The 17,130-nt window shown below is 62.9% G+C and carries 15 protein-coding genes; 6 read left to right on the top strand and 9 right to left on the bottom strand.

Features of this window, described 5'->3' with window-relative positions; genetic code table 11:
- Nucleotides 1-10: 10 nt before the first annotated feature.
- The 6 genes from ACMGFL_RS10375 to ACMGFL_RS10400 all read left to right on the top strand — a co-directional run bounded on the left by ACMGFL_RS10375 (nt 11) and on the right by ACMGFL_RS10400 (nt 5,123).
- On the top strand, nt 11-1,081 hold the full coding sequence (locus ACMGFL_RS10375; protein WP_436935470.1) for an ABC transporter permease: 1,071 nt from the start codon (nt 11-13) through the stop codon (nt 1,079-1,081).
- Nucleotides 1,078-1,836, top strand: coding sequence for an ATP-binding cassette domain-containing protein (locus ACMGFL_RS10380; protein ID WP_436935471.1), 759 nt, complete (start codon nt 1,078-1,080; stop codon nt 1,834-1,836). The genes ACMGFL_RS10375 and ACMGFL_RS10380 overlap by 4 nt, the downstream gene beginning before the upstream one ends.
- Before the next feature lie 44 nt (nt 1,837-1,880).
- Nucleotides 1,881-2,372 (top strand): metallophosphoesterase, encoded by a 492-nt coding sequence (locus tag ACMGFL_RS10385; protein WP_436935472.1) that lies wholly within the window; start codon nt 1,881-1,883, stop codon nt 2,370-2,372.
- A gap of 79 nt (nt 2,373-2,451) precedes the next feature.
- A complete protein-coding gene (locus ACMGFL_RS10390; RefSeq protein WP_436935473.1) occupies nt 2,452-3,411 on the top strand; it encodes an aminopeptidase in 960 nt (319 codons plus the stop codon).
- Nucleotides 3,412-3,492: 81 nt separating this feature from the next.
- Nucleotides 3,493-4,221 (top strand): SIMPL domain-containing protein, encoded by a 729-nt coding sequence (locus ACMGFL_RS10395; protein WP_436935474.1) that lies wholly within the window; start codon nt 3,493-3,495, stop codon nt 4,219-4,221.
- A 152-nt stretch (nt 4,222-4,373) separates the two neighbouring features.
- Complete coding sequence (locus ACMGFL_RS10400; RefSeq protein ID WP_436935475.1) at nt 4,374-5,123, top strand: response regulator; 750 nt, start codon at nt 4,374-4,376, stop codon at nt 5,121-5,123.
- 52 nt (nt 5,124-5,175) lie between these two features.
- On the opposite strand, the gene ACMGFL_RS10405 is transcribed toward ACMGFL_RS10400, so the two are convergent.
- From ACMGFL_RS10405 to ACMGFL_RS10445, 9 genes are all read right to left on the bottom strand, one after another.
- Nucleotides 5,176-7,155 carry a 3-hydroxyacyl-CoA dehydrogenase/enoyl-CoA hydratase family protein gene (locus ACMGFL_RS10405; RefSeq protein ID WP_436935476.1) on the bottom strand — a complete coding sequence of 660 codons (1,980 nt, stop codon included), beginning with the start codon at nt 7,153-7,155 and terminating at the stop codon, nt 5,176-5,178.
- A gap of 291 nt (nt 7,156-7,446) precedes the next feature.
- A complete protein-coding gene (locus ACMGFL_RS10410; RefSeq protein ID WP_436935477.1) occupies nt 7,447-9,276 on the bottom strand; it encodes a formate/nitrite transporter family protein in 1,830 nt (609 codons plus the stop codon).
- 74 nt (nt 9,277-9,350) lie between these two features.
- A complete protein-coding gene (locus ACMGFL_RS10415; protein WP_436935478.1) occupies nt 9,351-10,679 on the bottom strand; it encodes an MFS transporter in 1,329 nt (442 codons plus the stop codon).
- Between the two features lie 97 nt (nt 10,680-10,776).
- Entirely contained in the window at nt 10,777-10,965 is a 189-nt protein-coding gene (locus tag ACMGFL_RS10420; RefSeq protein WP_436935479.1) for a hypothetical protein, read from the bottom strand.
- A gap of 86 nt (nt 10,966-11,051) precedes the next feature.
- On the bottom strand, nt 11,052-12,089 hold the full coding sequence (locus ACMGFL_RS10425; protein WP_436935480.1) for a DHH family phosphoesterase: 1,038 nt from the start codon (nt 12,087-12,089) through the stop codon (nt 11,052-11,054).
- 50 nt (nt 12,090-12,139) lie between these two features.
- Nucleotides 12,140-13,516, bottom strand: coding sequence for a hypothetical protein (locus ACMGFL_RS10430; protein WP_436935481.1), 1,377 nt, complete (start codon nt 13,514-13,516; stop codon nt 12,140-12,142).
- Between the two features lie 67 nt (nt 13,517-13,583).
- On the bottom strand, nt 13,584-15,689 hold the full coding sequence (gene rqcH / locus ACMGFL_RS10435) for a ribosome rescue protein RqcH (RefSeq protein WP_436935482.1): 2,106 nt from the start codon (nt 15,687-15,689) through the stop codon (nt 13,584-13,586).
- An 86-nt stretch (nt 15,690-15,775) separates the two neighbouring features.
- Nucleotides 15,776-16,723: a zinc-dependent metalloprotease gene (locus ACMGFL_RS10440; RefSeq protein ID WP_436935483.1), complete on the bottom strand. Its 948-nt coding sequence runs from the start codon at nt 16,721-16,723 to the stop codon at nt 15,776-15,778.
- A 36-nt stretch (nt 16,724-16,759) separates the two neighbouring features.
- A complete protein-coding gene (locus ACMGFL_RS10445) occupies nt 16,760-17,053 on the bottom strand; it encodes a hypothetical protein (RefSeq protein WP_436935484.1) in 294 nt (97 codons plus the stop codon).
- Nucleotides 17,054-17,130: the final 77 nt, after the last annotated feature.

Raw genomic sequence — 17,130 nt, forward strand, 5'->3', positions numbered from 1 at the left:
GCCCTGACGGATGTCGATTCGCTCACTGCTGAAAAAGGAAGGCTACTGGAGCGCCCGTCACATCTGGGCGATCATCTTTCTGCTGGTGATTCTGCCCAGTTTCTTCGCCGGAATCAGTCTCTTCTGGCAGGAGACGCTCCCGAGAGACGTTCCGGTCGCGGTGACGGCGGGTGACGAGACAGTCCCCGACAGCGACATGGAACTGATCGAGAGTGGCCTCAACATCTTCACCGAACCCACGACAGTCGACTCAGAATCCGAGGCCCGGCGCATGCTCGAACGCGAGGAGGTGTACGCAATCGTCGTCGTGCCACCGGGGATAACCGACCCGGACGCCGAAGCAACGTTTCGCGTTATCGTCGACGGCAGTATCGTCCCCTTTCAGGACCCATCTGAGGTCATCACGGGCCTGATGGACGACGAACTGGACGGCCTGTTCGCCGCCGACATCTCGGCCGAGCGGGAAGTCGTCGGTGACCAGAAGGAACTCCCCGAGTATCTCTATCCGGTCTTTCTGATGGTGCTGTTGCTGTTTATCGCGTTCACGTACGTCCCCTTTGCCCTCGTGCGAGAGCAGACGGTGCTCGACCGACTCCGGGTCGAGACCACACTCGAAGCGGTGGTTGCCGCGAAGCTTATCTATCTCACTACGCTGATGCTGTTTCCCATCGCCGTCTTTCATCTCGCCGCGACGCAGTTTGGGTACGCGGTGAACTCGCTCGCGCCGCAGGCCGTCCTCGTTCTCTTGCTGACCGTCCTGTTTCTCTCGACTGTCAGCATGACAATCGTCATTCTGACGCGGTTCAGCGCAGTCGGACAGTTCATCAACGTCGTCCTGTTGCTCGGTCTCACCGGGCTCTCGGCGCTTGCGTTTCCGCTCGGCTTTTTCTCGTCGCTTCGAACGACAGTTGCACAGCTACTCCCGACGTACTACGCGATGGTACAGGTCAGAAGCGTGATGTTGAAGGGGTCTGATCTCTCGGTGTTTGCCGACTGGTTTCTCGGCCTAGTCGCCGTCACCGGGCTTGCGCTGCTCGCTCTGAAACTCGCAATCGTACAGTACAGGAGGGTAGCACCATGAGAGAGGACGGCGCGCCGGATGATGGCGTCTACTCCCCGATTCGTCTCGAAGACACGCAGTTGCAGCTCGACAGCGTCACAAAGACCTACGGGTCAGTCGTTGCAGTCGACGACCTGACGCTCTCGATTGGCGGCGGACAGTATCACTGTCTGCTCGGTCCGAACGGGTCGGGGAAGTCGACCGTCCTCCGCCTGTTGCTCGGGTTGACACAGCCGACAGCAGGCACGCGGCGGGTGTCCGATGCCGTGGTCGGGTGTGGGTTCCAGCAGCCGAACTTCTACCCCGGACTGACCGTCCGGGAGAACATCGAGACGTTTTCGAGCCTCGTCGGCGGGACAGAGGAGTCGTGGAACCAGACGGTGATCGAGAATCTCCGCCTCGAACGAGCGCTTGACCGCGAGGCGTCGGAACTGTCGGGCGGGTTCGCACGCAAACTCGACCTCGCACTCGCGCTGCTAAAACAACCCGAGGTGCTCGTCCTCGACGAACCACTGAGCGCCCTCGACGACGTCTCGAAGGCCCACTTTCTCCGATTCATGGCCGAGTACGCTGGCGGCGCTCGAACAGTGCTTGTCTGTACGCACCGAGTGACCGAGTTCGAGGAGCACCTCGACCGGGTAACTGTCATGCACCGTGGGTCGGCCATCTTCGACAGGCGAACCGACGCGTTCGAACTCGGCCCCGAAGAATCACTGCAGAAGTACTACGTGAACACGATACTGGAGCGCGAGGGTGTCTCCCAGTCGTCAGACTGACCGGAGTCATCAATTTGATAGTTCTGCCGGTCGTATCCGCGGGTATGCAGGTGGGAATCGTCTCCGATACGCACGACAATCTCGACGTGGCACAGTCGGCAGTGGAACTGTTTTCCGAGCACGCCGACGCGGTGATCCACTGTGGGGACTTCGTCGCACCGTTCTCGGCGTCGCTGTTCGACGCCGACTTCGACCTGTACGCCGTCCGGGGGAACAACGACGGCGAGTGGGCGCTCCAGAACGTCGTCCGCGAGTTCGGCGTCTACCTCGGTGAGATGGGGGAACTCTCCTTCGATGGGCTGACGTTTGCCGTCTATCACGGCACGAGTCAACCGATCGTCGACGCGCTCGTAAACTGTGGCAAGTACGACTACGTCTGTCACGGACACAGCCACGAGCGCGCTCACGAGAACGTAGGCGACACCGTGCGCATCAATCCAGGTGGGATCGCGACCGACCCAGACGAGGGCCACGCCTCGGCGGCCGTGCTTCTCGACACCGACACCGGCGACGTCGAGTTCCACGACCTGCCGTAGCGCGGGCGAGTCGAAAGCGAGGCACTGCAGCAGTTTCGGAGCGGGAAACACATATCCCTCCCCGGCAGACAACTGAAGTATGAGCAATTCGTCGCTCCGTGTGCCAGCGGAAACTGCGGTCAAGCAGTGCATGAACCTCCAGCCAGCGGAGTCCTGTGCGATCATCACCGACGACGAGCGGATGGCTATTGGCGAGGCGCTGTACGCCGTCGCGAGCGAGATCACCGACGACGCCGTGCTGGTCCGCTATCCGCCCGGCGAGCAACACGGGGCAGAGCCTCCCGAACCGGTCACCGGTGCGATGACAAGCGCCGACGTCGTACTCGCACCGACGACCAAGAGCCTGAGTCACACGAACGCCCGAACCGACGCGACGACCGCTGGCGCACGGATGGCGACGCTTCCCAGCATCACAGACGGCGTCTTTCTCATGGGGCTTGACGCGGACTACGAGGCGATCCGCGACGCGTGCCGTCGGATGCTCGATATCGTCGAGGGTGCGACCGAACTCCGGGTCACGTCGCCACAGGGAACCGACATCACGGTGCGCCCGGGCGAGCGAGAGTGGCGCGAGGACACCGGCATCGTCCACGAACCGGGGGCGTTCTCGAATCTCCCCGCCGGAGAGGTGTTCGTCAGCCCCGAGACGGCGGACGGCCGCGTCGTCGTCGATGGCACGATGATGCCGCACGGGCAGTTGACCGACGGGAACACAGTCGCGTTCACCGTCGAGGACGGACAGGTGACCGAAATCGAAGACGACGCTGTCCGCGCGGAGGTCGACGCGGCAGCCGAGACAGCGGGCGCGGCCGCATACAACTTCGCCGAACTGGGGATCGGAACCAACGTCGCGGTGAGAGATCTGGTCGGGTCGGTGTTGCTCGACGAGAAGGCCGCCGGAACCGTACACATGGCGATCGGTGACAACCACGGCATCGGTGGCGACGTGGAGGCACCGATCCACCTCGATGGCATCCTGACCGACCCGACCGTGTTCGTCGACGGCGACCAGATCGAACTGCCCGCTCCGGATACGTAGCGCATCGACTGTTCCGATAACTCAAAGAACCATTTGTGTCTACGGCGGGTATATCTCTGTGTGCGTCGATAGTCTGCCTGTATGGAACGAAACACACTGCTCGTGCTGGGTGCGATCACCGTTGCGGTGGTCGCGGCAGGCGCGTTCGCGACGTTCGGAACCGTCGGCGCACAGGAACAGGGGCCAGCGGGCAATCAGACAATCGCAGTCGATGGGTCGGGAACCGTCGACGCGACGCCGGACAGGGCGCTCGTCCGGACGTCAGTCGCCGTCGAGGGTGAGAGCCCAGCAGACGTGCGTGACAAACTCGCGTCGGGAGCGGCAGATTTAGAAGCGGCGCTCGACGAACTCGGCGTCGAGTACGAGACGACCAACTACAACGTCCGACAGACACACGATCACGAGGAACGCGACGTCGCCCGATACCGGGGCGTTCACGCCTACGAGGTGACGGTGGACGACCTCGATATGACCGGGGAAGTCATCGACGCGGCGGCGAATACGAACGCCGAAATCGGTGGCATCTCGCTGACGCTGTCCGACGAAACGCGCAAGGAGATCCGCGAGCAGGCAATCGAGGCAGCGATGGACGACGCCCGGTCGCAGGCCGAAACGCTCGCCGAGAGCAGCGGGCTGGAAATCGCTGGCGCGACGTCGATCGACGCCTCGGCAGGTGACGTTCGACCAGTCCCAGTCAGGTACGAGGATGCTGACGGTGGCGACGGGGCAGCAGCACCGCCGACCACCATCCAGACTGGGGACGTGACTGTCCGCTACAGTGTCAGCGTGGTCTACGAGGCGACGCAATAGCTGGCCGCGCACACGCCAAGATTCGAACCCGGTTGCGGTGAGAGCGGGAACGTCGAACTGATCTTCGAGGGACAGCCGATTGCTGCGGAGCTGGCCGTGCTGTGTTATCAACTGCCATAACGATTATTTTCAAATAGACTCTACTGGCGAGTATGGTCGACTCGATTCCGGTGCTCCACGTGGATGACGAACCCGACTTTCTGGATCTGGTGACGACGGTTCTCGGCCGAGAAGACGACCGGTTCGAGATCGAAACAGCGACGCGTGGGAGTGCCGCGCTCAACCATCTCGCGGAGAATGGCTTCGAGTGTGTCGTCTCTGACTACGATATGCCCGGTCAGAACGGTATCGAGTTCCTCCAGACAGTTCGGTCCAAGTACCCAAAGCTCCCCTTTATTCTGTTCACCGGAAAGGGAAGCGAAGCGGTCGCCAGTGACGCAATCACTGCTGGGGCAACGGATTACCTCCAGAAGCAGGCCGGAACAGAACAGTACCAACTGCTCGCAAATCGTATTCGGAACGCGGTCGAAAAGTATCGTAGCGAGACGGCAGTAGAGCGCACGGAAGAGCGGTACCACAATCTCGTCGATACCGCACCGATCCCCATCCTCCTCTTTGATCGAGACGGTCAGTTAGTGTATGCGAACGAAGCGTCTGTCTCGTTTCTGGGTGCCGATTCGCATACAGAACTCGAAGACAAACCATTCACGGCGTTTCTTCATCCCGAGGACCAAGAAACCGCACAGGGCCGGTTTCAACAGCTCATGAACGAGGGGGAGTCAGCCCCCGAACGGGAGTACCGAGTTCGAACCGTCAACGGGGAGATCAAACAGGCGACAGTCGCAACCGCATACGGGTACTATCAAGGACAGCGAGTCGCACAGGCGATGATACACTACTAGTTCGACACCACAGTCGAGTCACGCTGTCGGCGGTTCACGCGGGAGAACCGCCCTATTTCCCCTCGAACTCGGGGTCGTCGTCGCTTTGCATCTTCGAGACGCCTTCGAGGAAGTCCTCGGTGCCGACGAGATGCCCGAAGGCCTGTGCTTCGATTTCGAGTCCAGCGTCCATATCGTCTCGCCCGGCGAGGAACGCTCGCTTCGTGTACTCCTGGGCCAGCGGCGGCCCGGCGGCCAGATCCGCGGCGAGTTCGAGCGCACGCTCTTCGAGTTCGTCGTTGTCGACGACTCGGTTGACGAAGCCGAAGTCAGCCATCCGCTCGGCGTCGTAGTGGTCGGTCGTGAAGATGATCTCTTTGGCGCGACTCTCACCGATGAGGTGTTTCAGTCGCTGGGTGCCGCCCCACGCAGGCAGGATGCCGAGATCGTGTTCGGGCTGGCCGAACGTCGCCCGCTCCGTGGCGACGCGCATGTCCGCACAGGCCGCCATCTCCATGCCGCCGCCGAGCGCGTAGCCGTCGATACCGGCGACCACGGGCATCGAGAGTTCCTCCAGACGACCCCACGTACTCTGGCCCTTCCGGCCGAGTTTGATCGCGTCGATGGGGTTCGCGTTGCCCGCCATGCCGACTGCGTCCGCTCCGGCGCAGAACGCGCGGTCGCCCGCACCGGTTATCAGCACCGCCCGCACCTCGTCGTTGTCCTCCAGTTCGTCGAGTGCTGCGTCGAACTCGTCGAGAAGCTCTGGGGTGACGGTGTTCAGCTGGTGTGGCCGGTCGAGAATTAGCTGTCCAACGCTGTCACCGGGATACTCGACGCGGATAGTCTCGTACTCGGTGGCCCCCGCATCGACCTCCTCTTCGCCCCCGTAGAAGCCGCCGTCCTCGGCGGCGGCGCGGAGCCCGTCAGCGACCTCGTACCGGGCCGCGCCGGTCTCCTCGTGAGCCGATTCGAGCGTCTCGACGAGTCGGTCGAGACCAGCGTCGTCAGCCAACTGGGCCGGTCCCTCGGGGAAGGCAGCCCCGAGTTGCAGGGCTCTGTCGATGTCTTCCGGTGGGGCAACCTCCTTTTCGAGCAGCTTTCCGACCTCGTTCGCCATGGCCGCGAGCAGGCGGAGCTTGACGTCCTCTCGAACGCTGTCCGGCGGGATGTCGACGCCACCGTTGTCGTAATCGTAGAACCCGGCTCCGGTCTTCTTCCCGAGCTTGTCTTCGTCGACCGTTCGCACGAGCAGTGGCGCGGGCTCGTAGGCCGCCCCCAGTTCCTCGTGCATATATTCGAGAATATGGAGGATGACGTCGGTTCCCACCTGGTCACTGAGTTCGAACGCGCCCATCGGCAGACCGATGTCGTATTTCGTCGTCGAGTCCACTTCTGCTATCGTCGTTGTGTCGTTCTCGATGAGCCAGCAAGCCTCGTTCAGCAACGGAACCAGTATCCGATTGGCGACGAAGCCGGGTTCGTCCTTGCGCACCCGAACAGGGGTCTTGTCCATCGACTCCGCGAGTTGCTCGATCACGTCGAGCGTCTCCTCTGTGGTGTGTGCGCCACTTATCACCTCGACGAGTTCCATCCGAACGGGCGGGTTGAAAAAGTGCATTCCACAGAACTGCTCGGGGCGGTCGGTCGCTTCGGAGAGTTCCGTGATCGACAGGCTCGACGTGTTCGAGGTGAAGATGGCGTCCGCTGGCGCGAACTCGTCGAGTTCCCCGTACACCTCCCGCTTGATGTCCATGTTCTCGACGATTGCCTCGATGACGACGTCCGTGTCAGCGACAGATTCCTCCAGGTCGACCAGTGGCGTCACCCGTTCGAGTGCGGCGTTAGCGTCCTCCTGACTGATCCGGTCGTTCTCAGCGAGTTTACCGAGGCTCCACTCGATCTGGTCGTAGCCGTCCTCGACGAGTTCCGCCTCGATGTCGCGGAGGCGTACCTCGTAGCCCGCGAGCGCGGCGACTTCTGCGATACCGTGGCCCATCGTTCCCGCACCGAGAACGGTGATCGTCTCGATGTCCTCGAACGCTTTTGTCATACGTTCCTGTAGTCTCCCGCGTCGACTTTCAACGTTGTCTTTTTTGGAACGAACAACAGAGCCTGAGTTTATTCCCGGAGTGAGATTGTCGTCACGCCACCGATAAAAGACCACGATTTGACGGACAAATATTCATCCTCGTCACAGCGCAAGGTTCAGTTGCCGGACATCAACCACCGCTGTCCGGTGCTGGGGACGTTTGTGCATCAGGTCACGCCCGTTTGGATGGCTCGAATCGGTGTCCGATTGCGGCCGCGTTCGTCCCCCCTGTCTGTCGCTTTTCGGAAGCGATCACCCGAACAGTCGCTGGAGTAACCCGCGTCTGTGCGGCCGTTCGGCGAGCAACACCGAACTGTCGACTTCCTCGATGACCTTGAGGTGAAGCGACCCGCGTGCGAGTCGGGAGATCATCCCGCGTTCGGTCGCTCCAATAAGCACCAACCCGGGGTCGGGAGCCTCGCGTGCGATTGCGCGTTCGACGTCACCGCTGTCGTCGATGATCTGCTCTGTGTCCGCCAGATCCCGTTCGGCCGCCCACTCTTCGAGGAACTGTTCGCCTGCCTCCCGCTCGGCAGGGCTGTCGACGACGTGGAGTAATCTGACGGTGCTGCCGACGCTGTCACGAAGCGCCCGGGCGACGTCGGCGCTGAGGTCCGAATCGGGACCACCAGCGGTCGGCAGCAACACCTCGGAGGTGTCGAGCCCTCTGTCTCTGAGCACGAGGAAATCACAGGGGAGCGTGCTCGTCAACTCGTCTATCGGGCGGCCGCTTCGGAGCGTTCCCCAGCTATCGTTTTCGTCCCAGTCCATCACCACGAGATCCGCCTTGTCCTGTCTGGCCTGGCTGAATATCTCCTCGAAGGAGTTGTAGGACACGACAGTCGAGGCCTCGATGGCGATATCCTCGTAGTCGAGCGAGTCCTGCAAGGCAGTCAGTCGCTTTTTCGACTCCGAGGTGATGCGAGAGCGCTGCCGTCCGGTGTACTCGTAGGTCGTCCCGCGTGGCATCTGGACGATATGGACGAGATGCACCGTTGCCGAGGGCTTCTGGTCTGCGATCGTGCAGGCGAGTTCGACGAGGCGGGTGTCTGTCCGCGGATTCGAGACCGGAACCATCAGACGAAACGCGTCGTCGCTCACTGGAGCGCCCGTCCGCTCGTGGGTGTCGATCAGCGGGACGTACGACCGTCCGGCGAACCGACCGAACAGCCACTCCCGCTTTGAGAGTTTGGTTATCTCGCTGTCGTACATCGACCCGAGGCGACTCTCACTCGTCTGGTAGTAGTTGACGACCGTGACGAGCACCACGCCCCCGATGGTGTTCCCGAGCAGAACGGGGATCACGAAATCCGTCATTCCGAGCGCTACGCCGACTTCTCCCAGCAGGAGGAGATAACACATCTCGGTGAACGAGACGACGGAGTGATACAGGTTGCCAAGCGGGATACAGAGAAATGCGAGGTAGACGACGATGAGCCGAGAGATGGTATCACGCGAGGCGTATTCGACCCAGACGACGCCAGCGACGACGAGTCCAGCGACGGCACCTTTCGTGAACAGCGAGAAGGCGCTTTCGTCGATACCGCTCTGCGATATCTGCATCGCAGCCACGTCAGCGCCGCCCGTGAGGACACCCCCGTGTGCGAGAACGATGGCACCGATCGCACCGCCTGTGAAGTTTCCGAGGAGGACGATAGACCAGTTCCGGAGCAGGGCGGGGATGCTCGCGAAGCGTTCGAGCGTCAGCGCGACTGGCGGGAGGGTGTTCTCCGTGTAGAGTTGATAGCCGCCGATGATGATGTATATAAAGCCGATCGGATACAGAAGCGAGGCAACGACGGAGTTGTACCCGACGACTGAATCACCGGTGACCTCGCCGGTCGTCGCTATCATCGAGGAGTAGACGAGAACTGTGATCGTAATCGCCAGTCCGCCAGCCAACCCTGCAAAGAACAGCTCCCGACGGCTTGATGTGATCTCCTCGTCGGCGGCGGCGATGATCCGCTGGAACACCTCGTCGGACGAAAATCTGTCACGGACGAGTGCGCCCTCCGCCGGAACCCCGCTCTCCGAGGTCTGCGCTCGCTCGTCAGCGGTATCAGCGCCCTCAGAACCGCTCATGAACGGTATCACACCCGGCCGATACTAATACCGTTGGGTTTCCGACCTGTCGACCGAGGCGCGAGTGACCCGACTCACTCCGCTCGGTCCGGTGCGGTCGCGTCCGCGACAGTTCGCGACCGCGCTGTGACCGTACGGTGTCGCAACCCGAACACGATGGCTGCACCGACGACGACCAGTCCGCCAGCGACGCCGAATGCGATCAGGTAGCCAGCGGTCGCGAGCCAGCCACCCAGGAGACTCCCGATACCACCGGCGAGCGCGCCGAGAGCGGCGTAGACGCCCAGCGCTTCCCCGCGGATCGCTTCCGGTGCGAGTGCGGTCACGAGCGTGCCAGCCGTGACAGCGATGACCGCCCACGTGACGCCGATGAGCGCGAACACGACGGCGGCGACACCGAGACCGAGCGGCGTCGAACCGAGCGCTCCACCGACCAGCGCAACGGTCGGCAACAACCCGCCGCGGAGGAGCAACCCCGCACTCTGTAGTGTGGGAACGTTCTGGCGTCTGGCGAGCGCTCCGGCCCCATCGAAGAAGACAGCCGCGCCGACACTCGAAACCAGATAGAGGACGAACACCACACCCGATCCGAAGCCGGTGTCTGTCAGATACGCCGGGAGCGGCGCAAAGAAGGCCGCAAACCCGGTGAAAAAGAGGACAACAGCGCCGAAATACAGCGCCAGCAACGGGGTGAACCGACGGGCGAACGCTCGCGGGTTCAGCCCCGAAAGCCGTCCCCAGCCAAGCGTGAACGGGGAGACAGCCGTGCGGACGCTGAATCTGTCTGCGCCCCGAAGCGCTCGCTGCAGACGCCGCCGGTCGACGCGGCGCTTGGGTCTCGGGTCCAGCGGGAGCGACCGAGCACTAAGCACCAGCGCAGCACCCGCACAGGCTGCGGTGAACGCGAGAAAGTATCGCTGGACCGTGACCGGTTCCGCCATCCCGCGTGCACCCATCGTCCAGACCGCACCGAGGGCGAGCCCGAGGGCCCATCCGACCCCCTGTGACTTGTTCAACAGCGCGATCCGTTCACTCCAGGCCTGTGGGTTCGCACCCGCCACGACAAGCAGCGTCAGCACGGGCGTCGCGGCCGCGAACGCGAACCAGACCACCGCGTTCGCGACGATGACGAGTCCGATCGAAGACAAAAACGGGACGAGCGCGAGCATGGCGACGATCATCGCAAGCGCGGCGAGCACCAGCCCCCGCTGATTTCCCGTCCGGTCGGCCAACCGTCCGAAGACGAGTGCGCCGGGGACGCCGACAAAGGCTGCGGCCGACGCGAGGAGACCGAGCGTGAACGGGTCACCGCCCAGTTGGACGACGTACAAGGGCACGATAAGCGACGCACCACCGAGCGCGACCGAGGCGAGTCCCCACGCGGTGAGCCAACCCTTTGCCATACGCTCCGGTGGAGGGACTGGAGTAAAAACACTCTGGCTGGACCGGAACGTCGGTCCGGCTGTTTCAGATCCTACCTGTGTTTGGGTTATGCGTCGTCTAGTTGTCCTCGTCCTCGTCGCGGAAATTATCCACCTTCTGTTCGAGGGCATCGATCGCTTCGCGAACCTCCTTCGTCGCCTTCGAGCCCGCTGATTTTCCGCTTTCTGCGGCGTCATCGACCTCCGTTCGGATCTTGTCTATCGCGGTGTCGATGCGATCAAAGCGGTCGCTATCCTTGTCAGACATCGCGTTCGGATGATACGTTCGCCAGCCTGATGAAAGTGGTGGCTACGTACATTCAAAACAGGCCAAACGTGTGGCAGGTGGTCCGGTCACGAAGGCTCAGACCCTCGCTCACCCTCCTCCGGCTGAAGGTTGAGTGCAGACAGGAGACGTGACGTGACCACCCCCTGAACGATGGCAGTCAGGTGTTCGTCGTCGGTGGCGACATCGGCAAATATCCCGAGCGGTATCTCGCCGCCCGCCATCTCCCGGTGGCCGCCAGCACTGCCCACATCTGAGAAGGCCTCGTCGAGTACGTTACCGATGTTGTGTCGCGAATCCGTCGAACGCGCGCTCAGGTGGATGCTCTCGTCGACGATGCCGAAGACGATGGCCGTCTCGACACCCTCAAGGGTAGCGAGATAATCCGCCGCCTGCGGGAGGGCGTCACGCTCGTTCGTCATGCCGACGTGCGTGATGAGTACGGACCCGCGAACCATCCGATTCTCGATTGCCTGTCCAATCGCATCAACGGTCGCACCGGTGACGGACGGACTCGACAGCTTCCGGAGCAGGTCAAGATCAGCGGCGTCGTGGAGATACCCCGCGGCACTGTACTCCTCACCTGTCGCGCCGCGGAGAAAGCCGAGTGTCTCGCGGCGGATCGCAAACAGCAGCGCAGTTGCGAGGACCGAATCGAGTTCGAGATCGAAGGCCCTGACATGCTCGGTGAGAATCGTCGCCGTCGCACCGGCCGCCTCACGGTGGTCGACGAAACGTGCGTCGATCGACTCCGCAGGGTGGTGGTCGATGACGATATCGACCGGTGTGCCCTTCGGAACGCGGTTGTTCGACCCCGGGATCGAGTGATCGACGAAGGCAAGCAGCGATCCCTCCGGCCGGTCGCGGACCGACGCCTCGTCGAACTCCCGCAAGTCGATGTCGAGCAGATTGATGAACGCGCGGTTCTGCTGGTGGGAGATGTTGCCGCTGTAGAGGATGCGTCGCTCGTCGATGCCGACCGACGCGGCGATCCGACCGAGCGCCAGCGCGCTTGCGAGACAGTCCGGGTCCGGATTGTTGTGACAGACGATGGTGAGTTCCTCGCCCGCCAGCAGAACCTTCCGAAGCGACTCCACGTTGCTCATACGACAGTTACGGCCCGGGCCGGTACAAGTGTACTGGGCCGGTCATGCACTCAACCGTCTCGGTTTTCGCCGTCGTCCCCCATGGCGCGTGACTCGCCCAGCGTCGCAATCTCGTCGTTGATGTCCGCGCCGGAACTCTCACCCGGCAGGATATCACCGAGCGACGCGCCGAAGGAGGCGACTGTCCAGACGACGCTGATGCGTGCCAGCGCGACGACCGGGTCCTGCCAGTTGTCGACCCGTCCCCACATCGTCATCAGCGCCGCCGCAGTCAGAAAGGAGACGGCTGCGATGCCGACCAGTCGACGGGGGATGAGACCGAATATCGGTCGATTCACCTGCACGTCCTGCGGCCCGGCCCAGTACACGAGCGCCAGAATCATCACCAGCACGAACGCCGCGTTGACGAGAAAGAACACGGGAAAGATGCCGATCTGAAAGGAGAGAAAGAAGTCGGCAATCTCGAAGACACCGTCTTCGACGAGAAACGGAATCGCAAAGACGACGCTTCCGACGAAGGCCTCGGCGATGTCCCGCGAGGTGTACTTCTGGATTCTGTCGCCGAAGGTGTTGTCGAGTGTCGCCTGTATCGTCTCCGTTCTGATCTGGTGTACCGCCTCGCGGTTCGCGGCGTCGCTGACGGCCAGTTCGAGGTCGTCGAACTGCTCGTGAAGCGCGTCGACGAGTTCGCCGTCGCTCATCTGCCGTACCGACTCGGGGAGTTCCTCGACGGTGACGACATCGAGGGAAGACTGTGTCCCCGAAGCCGCGGTCGCTTCGACGTGTTCGCGCTGCACGACCGCCGGGCGTGGTTCGTTGTTCGAGACGATGTCACCGAGCGCGGCACCGAGCGATCCAACCGTCCAGAGTACGTTGATGCGCGCGATTGCCTCGATCGGTGACTCCCACCCACCGACGCGTCCCCAGACGGTCATCAAAAGCGTCGCGACGGCAAAGGAGATAGTGAGCACGACGATCATCCGAATCGGGACGACGCCGAACAGCACCGCAGTCTCCTCCTGGTCCTGCCCGGTCCACTCGATGAGTGCGTAGGTCATCAAAAAGACAAACAGCGTATTTACGATCAGAAAGACCGGCACACCGGCGAGCGTGAACTCGAAGAGGTAGTCGGCGATGTCGAAGATGCCGTCCTCGACGAGCAGCGGCGAGGCGAAGATGACGCTGCCGACGAAGGCCTCGGCGGCATCTCGTCTCGTCAGGTCGCGAACGCCCGAATCGATCAGTCCCCGCTCGTGTGCTTCGACCAGCAACTGCTTGACGTCGTGCACTTCCGCTCGGGTCTCGGACTCCTCGCGGTATCCCGGCAGCTCTCGCAGGTCGGCGAACAGATCCTCGATGGTGGCTGGCGATTGGTCTTCGGGCGGTTCCGGATCGGTTGCTGCCGGTGACGACGAGTGGCCGGACATGCTACGGGTATCCGGGTTTCGGACATGGCGGATAAATACTTACGCCCGAGTTGTCGAACGGTTCGACTCACCGCATCCGACTCCCGCCCGGCGGAAGGAACTCGGCGATCAAGTCTGGGCTTGCGACCTTCCGGACGAACGTCTCGTCCGCGAAGCGGTCGCGGAGTTCCCGGTAGACGCGCTTTGCGATGTCGTTTTGCGCGTACTTGCCGGGTTCGAGTTCGACCGTCGTCTCGGCGCGCTCGGTGATCGGGTCGGGCGGGCCGCCTATGACGCGCGTTTCCGGTTCGCAGGTGATTCCGACCGCCACGCCGACGGCAACGTCCTCGAAGTACGTGCGGTCGCCGCGGATCGCAAAGCCGCCCTTCTCCAGATACTCGCCGCTCTCGGGGGTCTTCGAGACCTGGTCGTGGTCGACCATGTAGGCGTCGCCAGCGAACTTCCCGTCCTTCCAGACAGAGGAGTACGAGACCGCAAACTGCGCCGCTTCGGCCTTCGAGCGGTCGGGCACGGTCACGTCCTCGTCGTAGGCCTCGCTCGGCCCGGTCGCTTTGAGTACCGTCACCGGGCCGCCGTGTGCCTGTGCGTGGAAAAACAGGTCGCCGCGGTCGAGGTACTTCTTGACGATTGCCTCGTTCTGGTCGGCGTTTCGTCCCCCGATGACGAGCAAGCCGTCCGAGGTGTGAAACCACCGGAACTCCTCGTACCACTCCTCGGACGCGCGGACCGGAATCGAGGACTCGCGGAGCCAGTCCGTCTCCTCGGCGTCCTCCTCCTCGGAGTCTTCCTGTTCGTCCGGTTCCTGCTCGTACTGTTCGCGGCGCTGTTTGATCGCGTCGAGTTGCGCTCGCGTCTCCGCGATCGCCTCCTGTGCGCCTGCCTTCTTCTCCTCGATGCCCTTCGCCTCCGTGTAGAGGCGGTCGGCGTTTCGCTCGACGCCGTCCGCGACGACGAGCGTAACCGGGTCGCCGTCGATCTCGACCGTGACAGTGCCCTCACTGCTGTCGAGCGATTGGACGGCCTCAGCCTCGGGAATCCCCGCTTCTTTGCCCTCCTCGAAGCGCTGTTCGATATCGTCCCAGGAGTGGCCCTCCGCACGCGCGTCCCGGATCGTCGAGAGGATGTCGTCGACCAGGTCGTAGTGTGCGTAGAGTGCCTTCGCTTTCTCTCGAATCTCCTGGGCCTGCTCCTCGAAGTCCTCGATTGCGCCCTCCTGCTGTTCGATGATGCGCTCGTGTTTTGCTATTTCGGCCGCGAAGTCCGGCCCCTCGTCGGTCGTCTCGGGTTCGTCGGGTTCGGTGTCGAAGTGGGTGAAGTAATCGTCGAGCGCGCCGACGAAGTCGTCGAAGGAGTCGCGTTCGAGGGCAGCGTGTTCTTCCATCACGACAGGCGTGACGTCGACGCGCTGCCCCGCCTCGACGCCGTTCTCGTAGTACACCCGGGGGTCGAAATCACCCGCATTCAATTGTTCCGAGAGGTCCTGCACCGTTCGATACAGCGCCTCGAACTGCTCGTCGGTGGCCTCGTCGATGTCGAGTGTCTTGGACACCGACGCGCGAGTGCAGAGTTCCTCACCCCAGAGGCCGCCGAAGTTGAGTTGCGTCGCCAGCGTGCGGACGACGTCGGTGTCTGACTGTTCGAGTCGCGCCCGAAAGGCGTCGAACTCGACCGTCAGCGGATTGAATCGGGCGTCGGGGAACTCGTAGGGCGACCCCGGCGCGACGGTTCGTGACTTCAGTCGAACGGTGTCGAGACAGTCGACAACCTCTCCAGTGCCATCGAGCACCGCGAGGTTGCCGTCACCGAACAGTTCCGCGACGAGCGTCGTCGTGCCGTCCTCGCGCTCGAAGGTCAGTTCGAGGATGCGGTCGAACTCGAACTGAGAGACGTCGACCAGTTCGGCCCCCTCCATCCGATTTCGCAACATCATGGCGAAGTTCGGCGGCCGCTCGGGGGCGGGCGGAACGTGCTCTGGTGTCGCAACGCGGACGTGCTTGGTCTCGCCGAGATCGAGCAATAGCTCCGTCCGGCCGTGGTCGTAATGGCGGAGTTTCAGCCGGACCAGACCGTCGTCGTAGAGATACGCCTTGTCGAGGCGCGCGCCCTCGTACCGGGCGAGTTCGCGTTCGAGCGCAGCCAGGTCCACGCTCGTTAGCTCTCGCTTTGGCTCCATGCCCCACACTTCCGCAAGCGGTGGGAAAGGGGTGTCGTTCGGGGCTCATAGGGACGCAGTTTCGGCCGTACTGTTCTGCGTTCAGGTCACGCGACTCGTCGCACCCACGCCTCCGGGTCGTCGAGTTCCTGGTCTGTCGGAAGCGTCTCCGGCGATTCCCACACCCGACCGGCGGTTTCGATGTCTCGCATGTCCGCGACAGTCTCGAAAAACTCCTTGCCGCGCTCGTACTGCCGTCGCTTGACGCTCAGGCCCAGCAGACGGCGAATGAGTTGCTCGACGGGGCCACGGCCCTGTCGGCGGCGTTCGAGTTTGGCTCGCAGGTCGTCGTACTCCTCGTCGAAGGCTCGGTCCATGACGAGTTCGGCGTAGCCCTCGACGGCCGTCATCGTCGTATCGAGTTGGCCGAGCGATTCGCGGTCGATCCGGCCAGCCGTCAGATCCTCGACGGCCTCCTGCATGGCCGTTTCGAGGTGGTCCGGAAGCCACGGGGCGGCACCGAACTCCGCGGCGTGGGCCACCTCGTGGAAGGCGATCCAGCGGCGGAATCGCGGATAGGGGACGTCGAGCACGTCAGCGACGCGCACGATGTTCGGCTGGACGAAATACAGCGCGTGCGGTTCGCCCTCGGCGAGCAACAGGGGGTCGTACTGGCCGAGCACGTGCTTCGAGAGAAAGCCGAGCGCAAACGCCATCGATCCGGTGTTGAGCACGCGCGCGACGCCGGCGAGCTGCGAGGCTTGCGTTTCGATCGGTCCGAGGACGCGCTCGAAGGTCCCGACGTTGGCTTCGAGCCAGTGGTGTCGGTTCATGATCTCGACGCGCTCGGGCAGGTCGAAGGAGAGTCCGGTCACGGTTCGCACGCGGTCGCGCGCGTCCCGCACGTCAGTTCGATACCCCTCCTGCTCGGCCGCAGACACGTCGAACTCGCCGGGGTCGACTGCCTCGCAGGCAGCGTCGATGACCGCGTCCCAGTCGACGGGGCTGTCGCCGGACGCCCCAGTGACAGCACGGACGCTCCGATAGATGCTCATACCCGAGAGAGAACGCTGAGGAACAAATGCCTTCGGCTACTCGTCGACGGTCACTTCGAGCGACTCGTCGTCGGTATCGACCTCGACCTCCGGGCTTTCCTCGCCCGAGAGGTACTTGACGAGCGCCGCGATGGCGACGAACACGAGCAGGATGCCAAGGACTGCGACTTTCCCTTTGCCGGACCCGCCGTCGTCTGCTTCGGCAGCGACTTCCTCGTCGTCTTCGGCTGTGCCGCTCTCGTCGCGTGTCTCGTCGCTCCCAACAGTACCGAAGGGGAGGTTGACCGATCCGTCGTCGAGGTGGATTTCGAGGAAGGTGAGATTCACCATATGTGTCGGTAGGGGCGATGGGGACTTACCGGTTACGTTACAGACAATTTCGGTCGTCGAACTGGGTGGGCCGGACG

Source organism: Halovenus marina, assembly GCF_051414115.1.
In the GTDB taxonomy this organism is placed as follows: Archaea; Halobacteriota; Halobacteria; order Halobacteriales; family Haloarculaceae; genus Halovenus; species Halovenus marina.

Excerpts from the sequence above, each read along its gene's own strand:
- ACMGFL_RS10400 (WP_436935475.1), top strand. The coding sequence starts at position 4,374 with ATGGTCGACTCGATTCCGGTGCTCCACGTGGATGACGAACCCGACTTT.
- ACMGFL_RS10440 (WP_436935483.1), bottom strand. The coding sequence starts at position 16,723 with ATGAGCATCTATCGGAGCGTCCGTGCTGTCACTGGGGCGTCCGGCGAC.
- ACMGFL_RS10390 (WP_436935473.1), top strand. The coding sequence starts at position 2,452 with ATGAGCAATTCGTCGCTCCGTGTGCCAGCGGAAACTGCGGTCAAGCAG.
- ACMGFL_RS10405 (WP_436935476.1), bottom strand. The coding sequence starts at position 7,155 with ATGACAAAAGCGTTCGAGGACATCGAGACGATCACCGTTCTCGGTGCG.
- ACMGFL_RS10410 (WP_436935477.1), bottom strand. The coding sequence starts at position 9,276 with ATGAGCGGTTCTGAGGGCGCTGATACCGCTGACGAGCGAGCGCAGACC.
- ACMGFL_RS10445 (WP_436935484.1), bottom strand. The coding sequence starts at position 17,053 with ATGGTGAATCTCACCTTCCTCGAAATCCACCTCGACGACGGATCGGTC.
- ACMGFL_RS10420 (WP_436935479.1), bottom strand. The coding sequence starts at position 10,965 with ATGTCTGACAAGGATAGCGACCGCTTTGATCGCATCGACACCGCGATA.
- ACMGFL_RS10425 (WP_436935480.1), bottom strand. The coding sequence starts at position 12,089 with ATGAGCAACGTGGAGTCGCTTCGGAAGGTTCTGCTGGCGGGCGAGGAA.
- ACMGFL_RS10415 (WP_436935478.1), bottom strand. The coding sequence starts at position 10,679 with ATGGCAAAGGGTTGGCTCACCGCGTGGGGACTCGCCTCGGTCGCGCTC.
- ACMGFL_RS10395 (WP_436935474.1), top strand. The coding sequence starts at position 3,493 with ATGGAACGAAACACACTGCTCGTGCTGGGTGCGATCACCGTTGCGGTG.
- rqcH (WP_436935482.1), bottom strand. The coding sequence starts at position 15,689 with ATGGAGCCAAAGCGAGAGCTAACGAGCGTGGACCTGGCTGCGCTCGAA.
- ACMGFL_RS10380 (WP_436935471.1), top strand. The coding sequence starts at position 1,078 with ATGAGAGAGGACGGCGCGCCGGATGATGGCGTCTACTCCCCGATTCGT.
- ACMGFL_RS10430 (WP_436935481.1), bottom strand. The coding sequence starts at position 13,516 with ATGTCCGGCCACTCGTCGTCACCGGCAGCAACCGATCCGGAACCGCCC.
- ACMGFL_RS10385 (WP_436935472.1), top strand. The coding sequence starts at position 1,881 with ATGCAGGTGGGAATCGTCTCCGATACGCACGACAATCTCGACGTGGCA.
- ACMGFL_RS10375 (WP_436935470.1), top strand. The coding sequence starts at position 11 with ATGTCGATTCGCTCACTGCTGAAAAAGGAAGGCTACTGGAGCGCCCGT.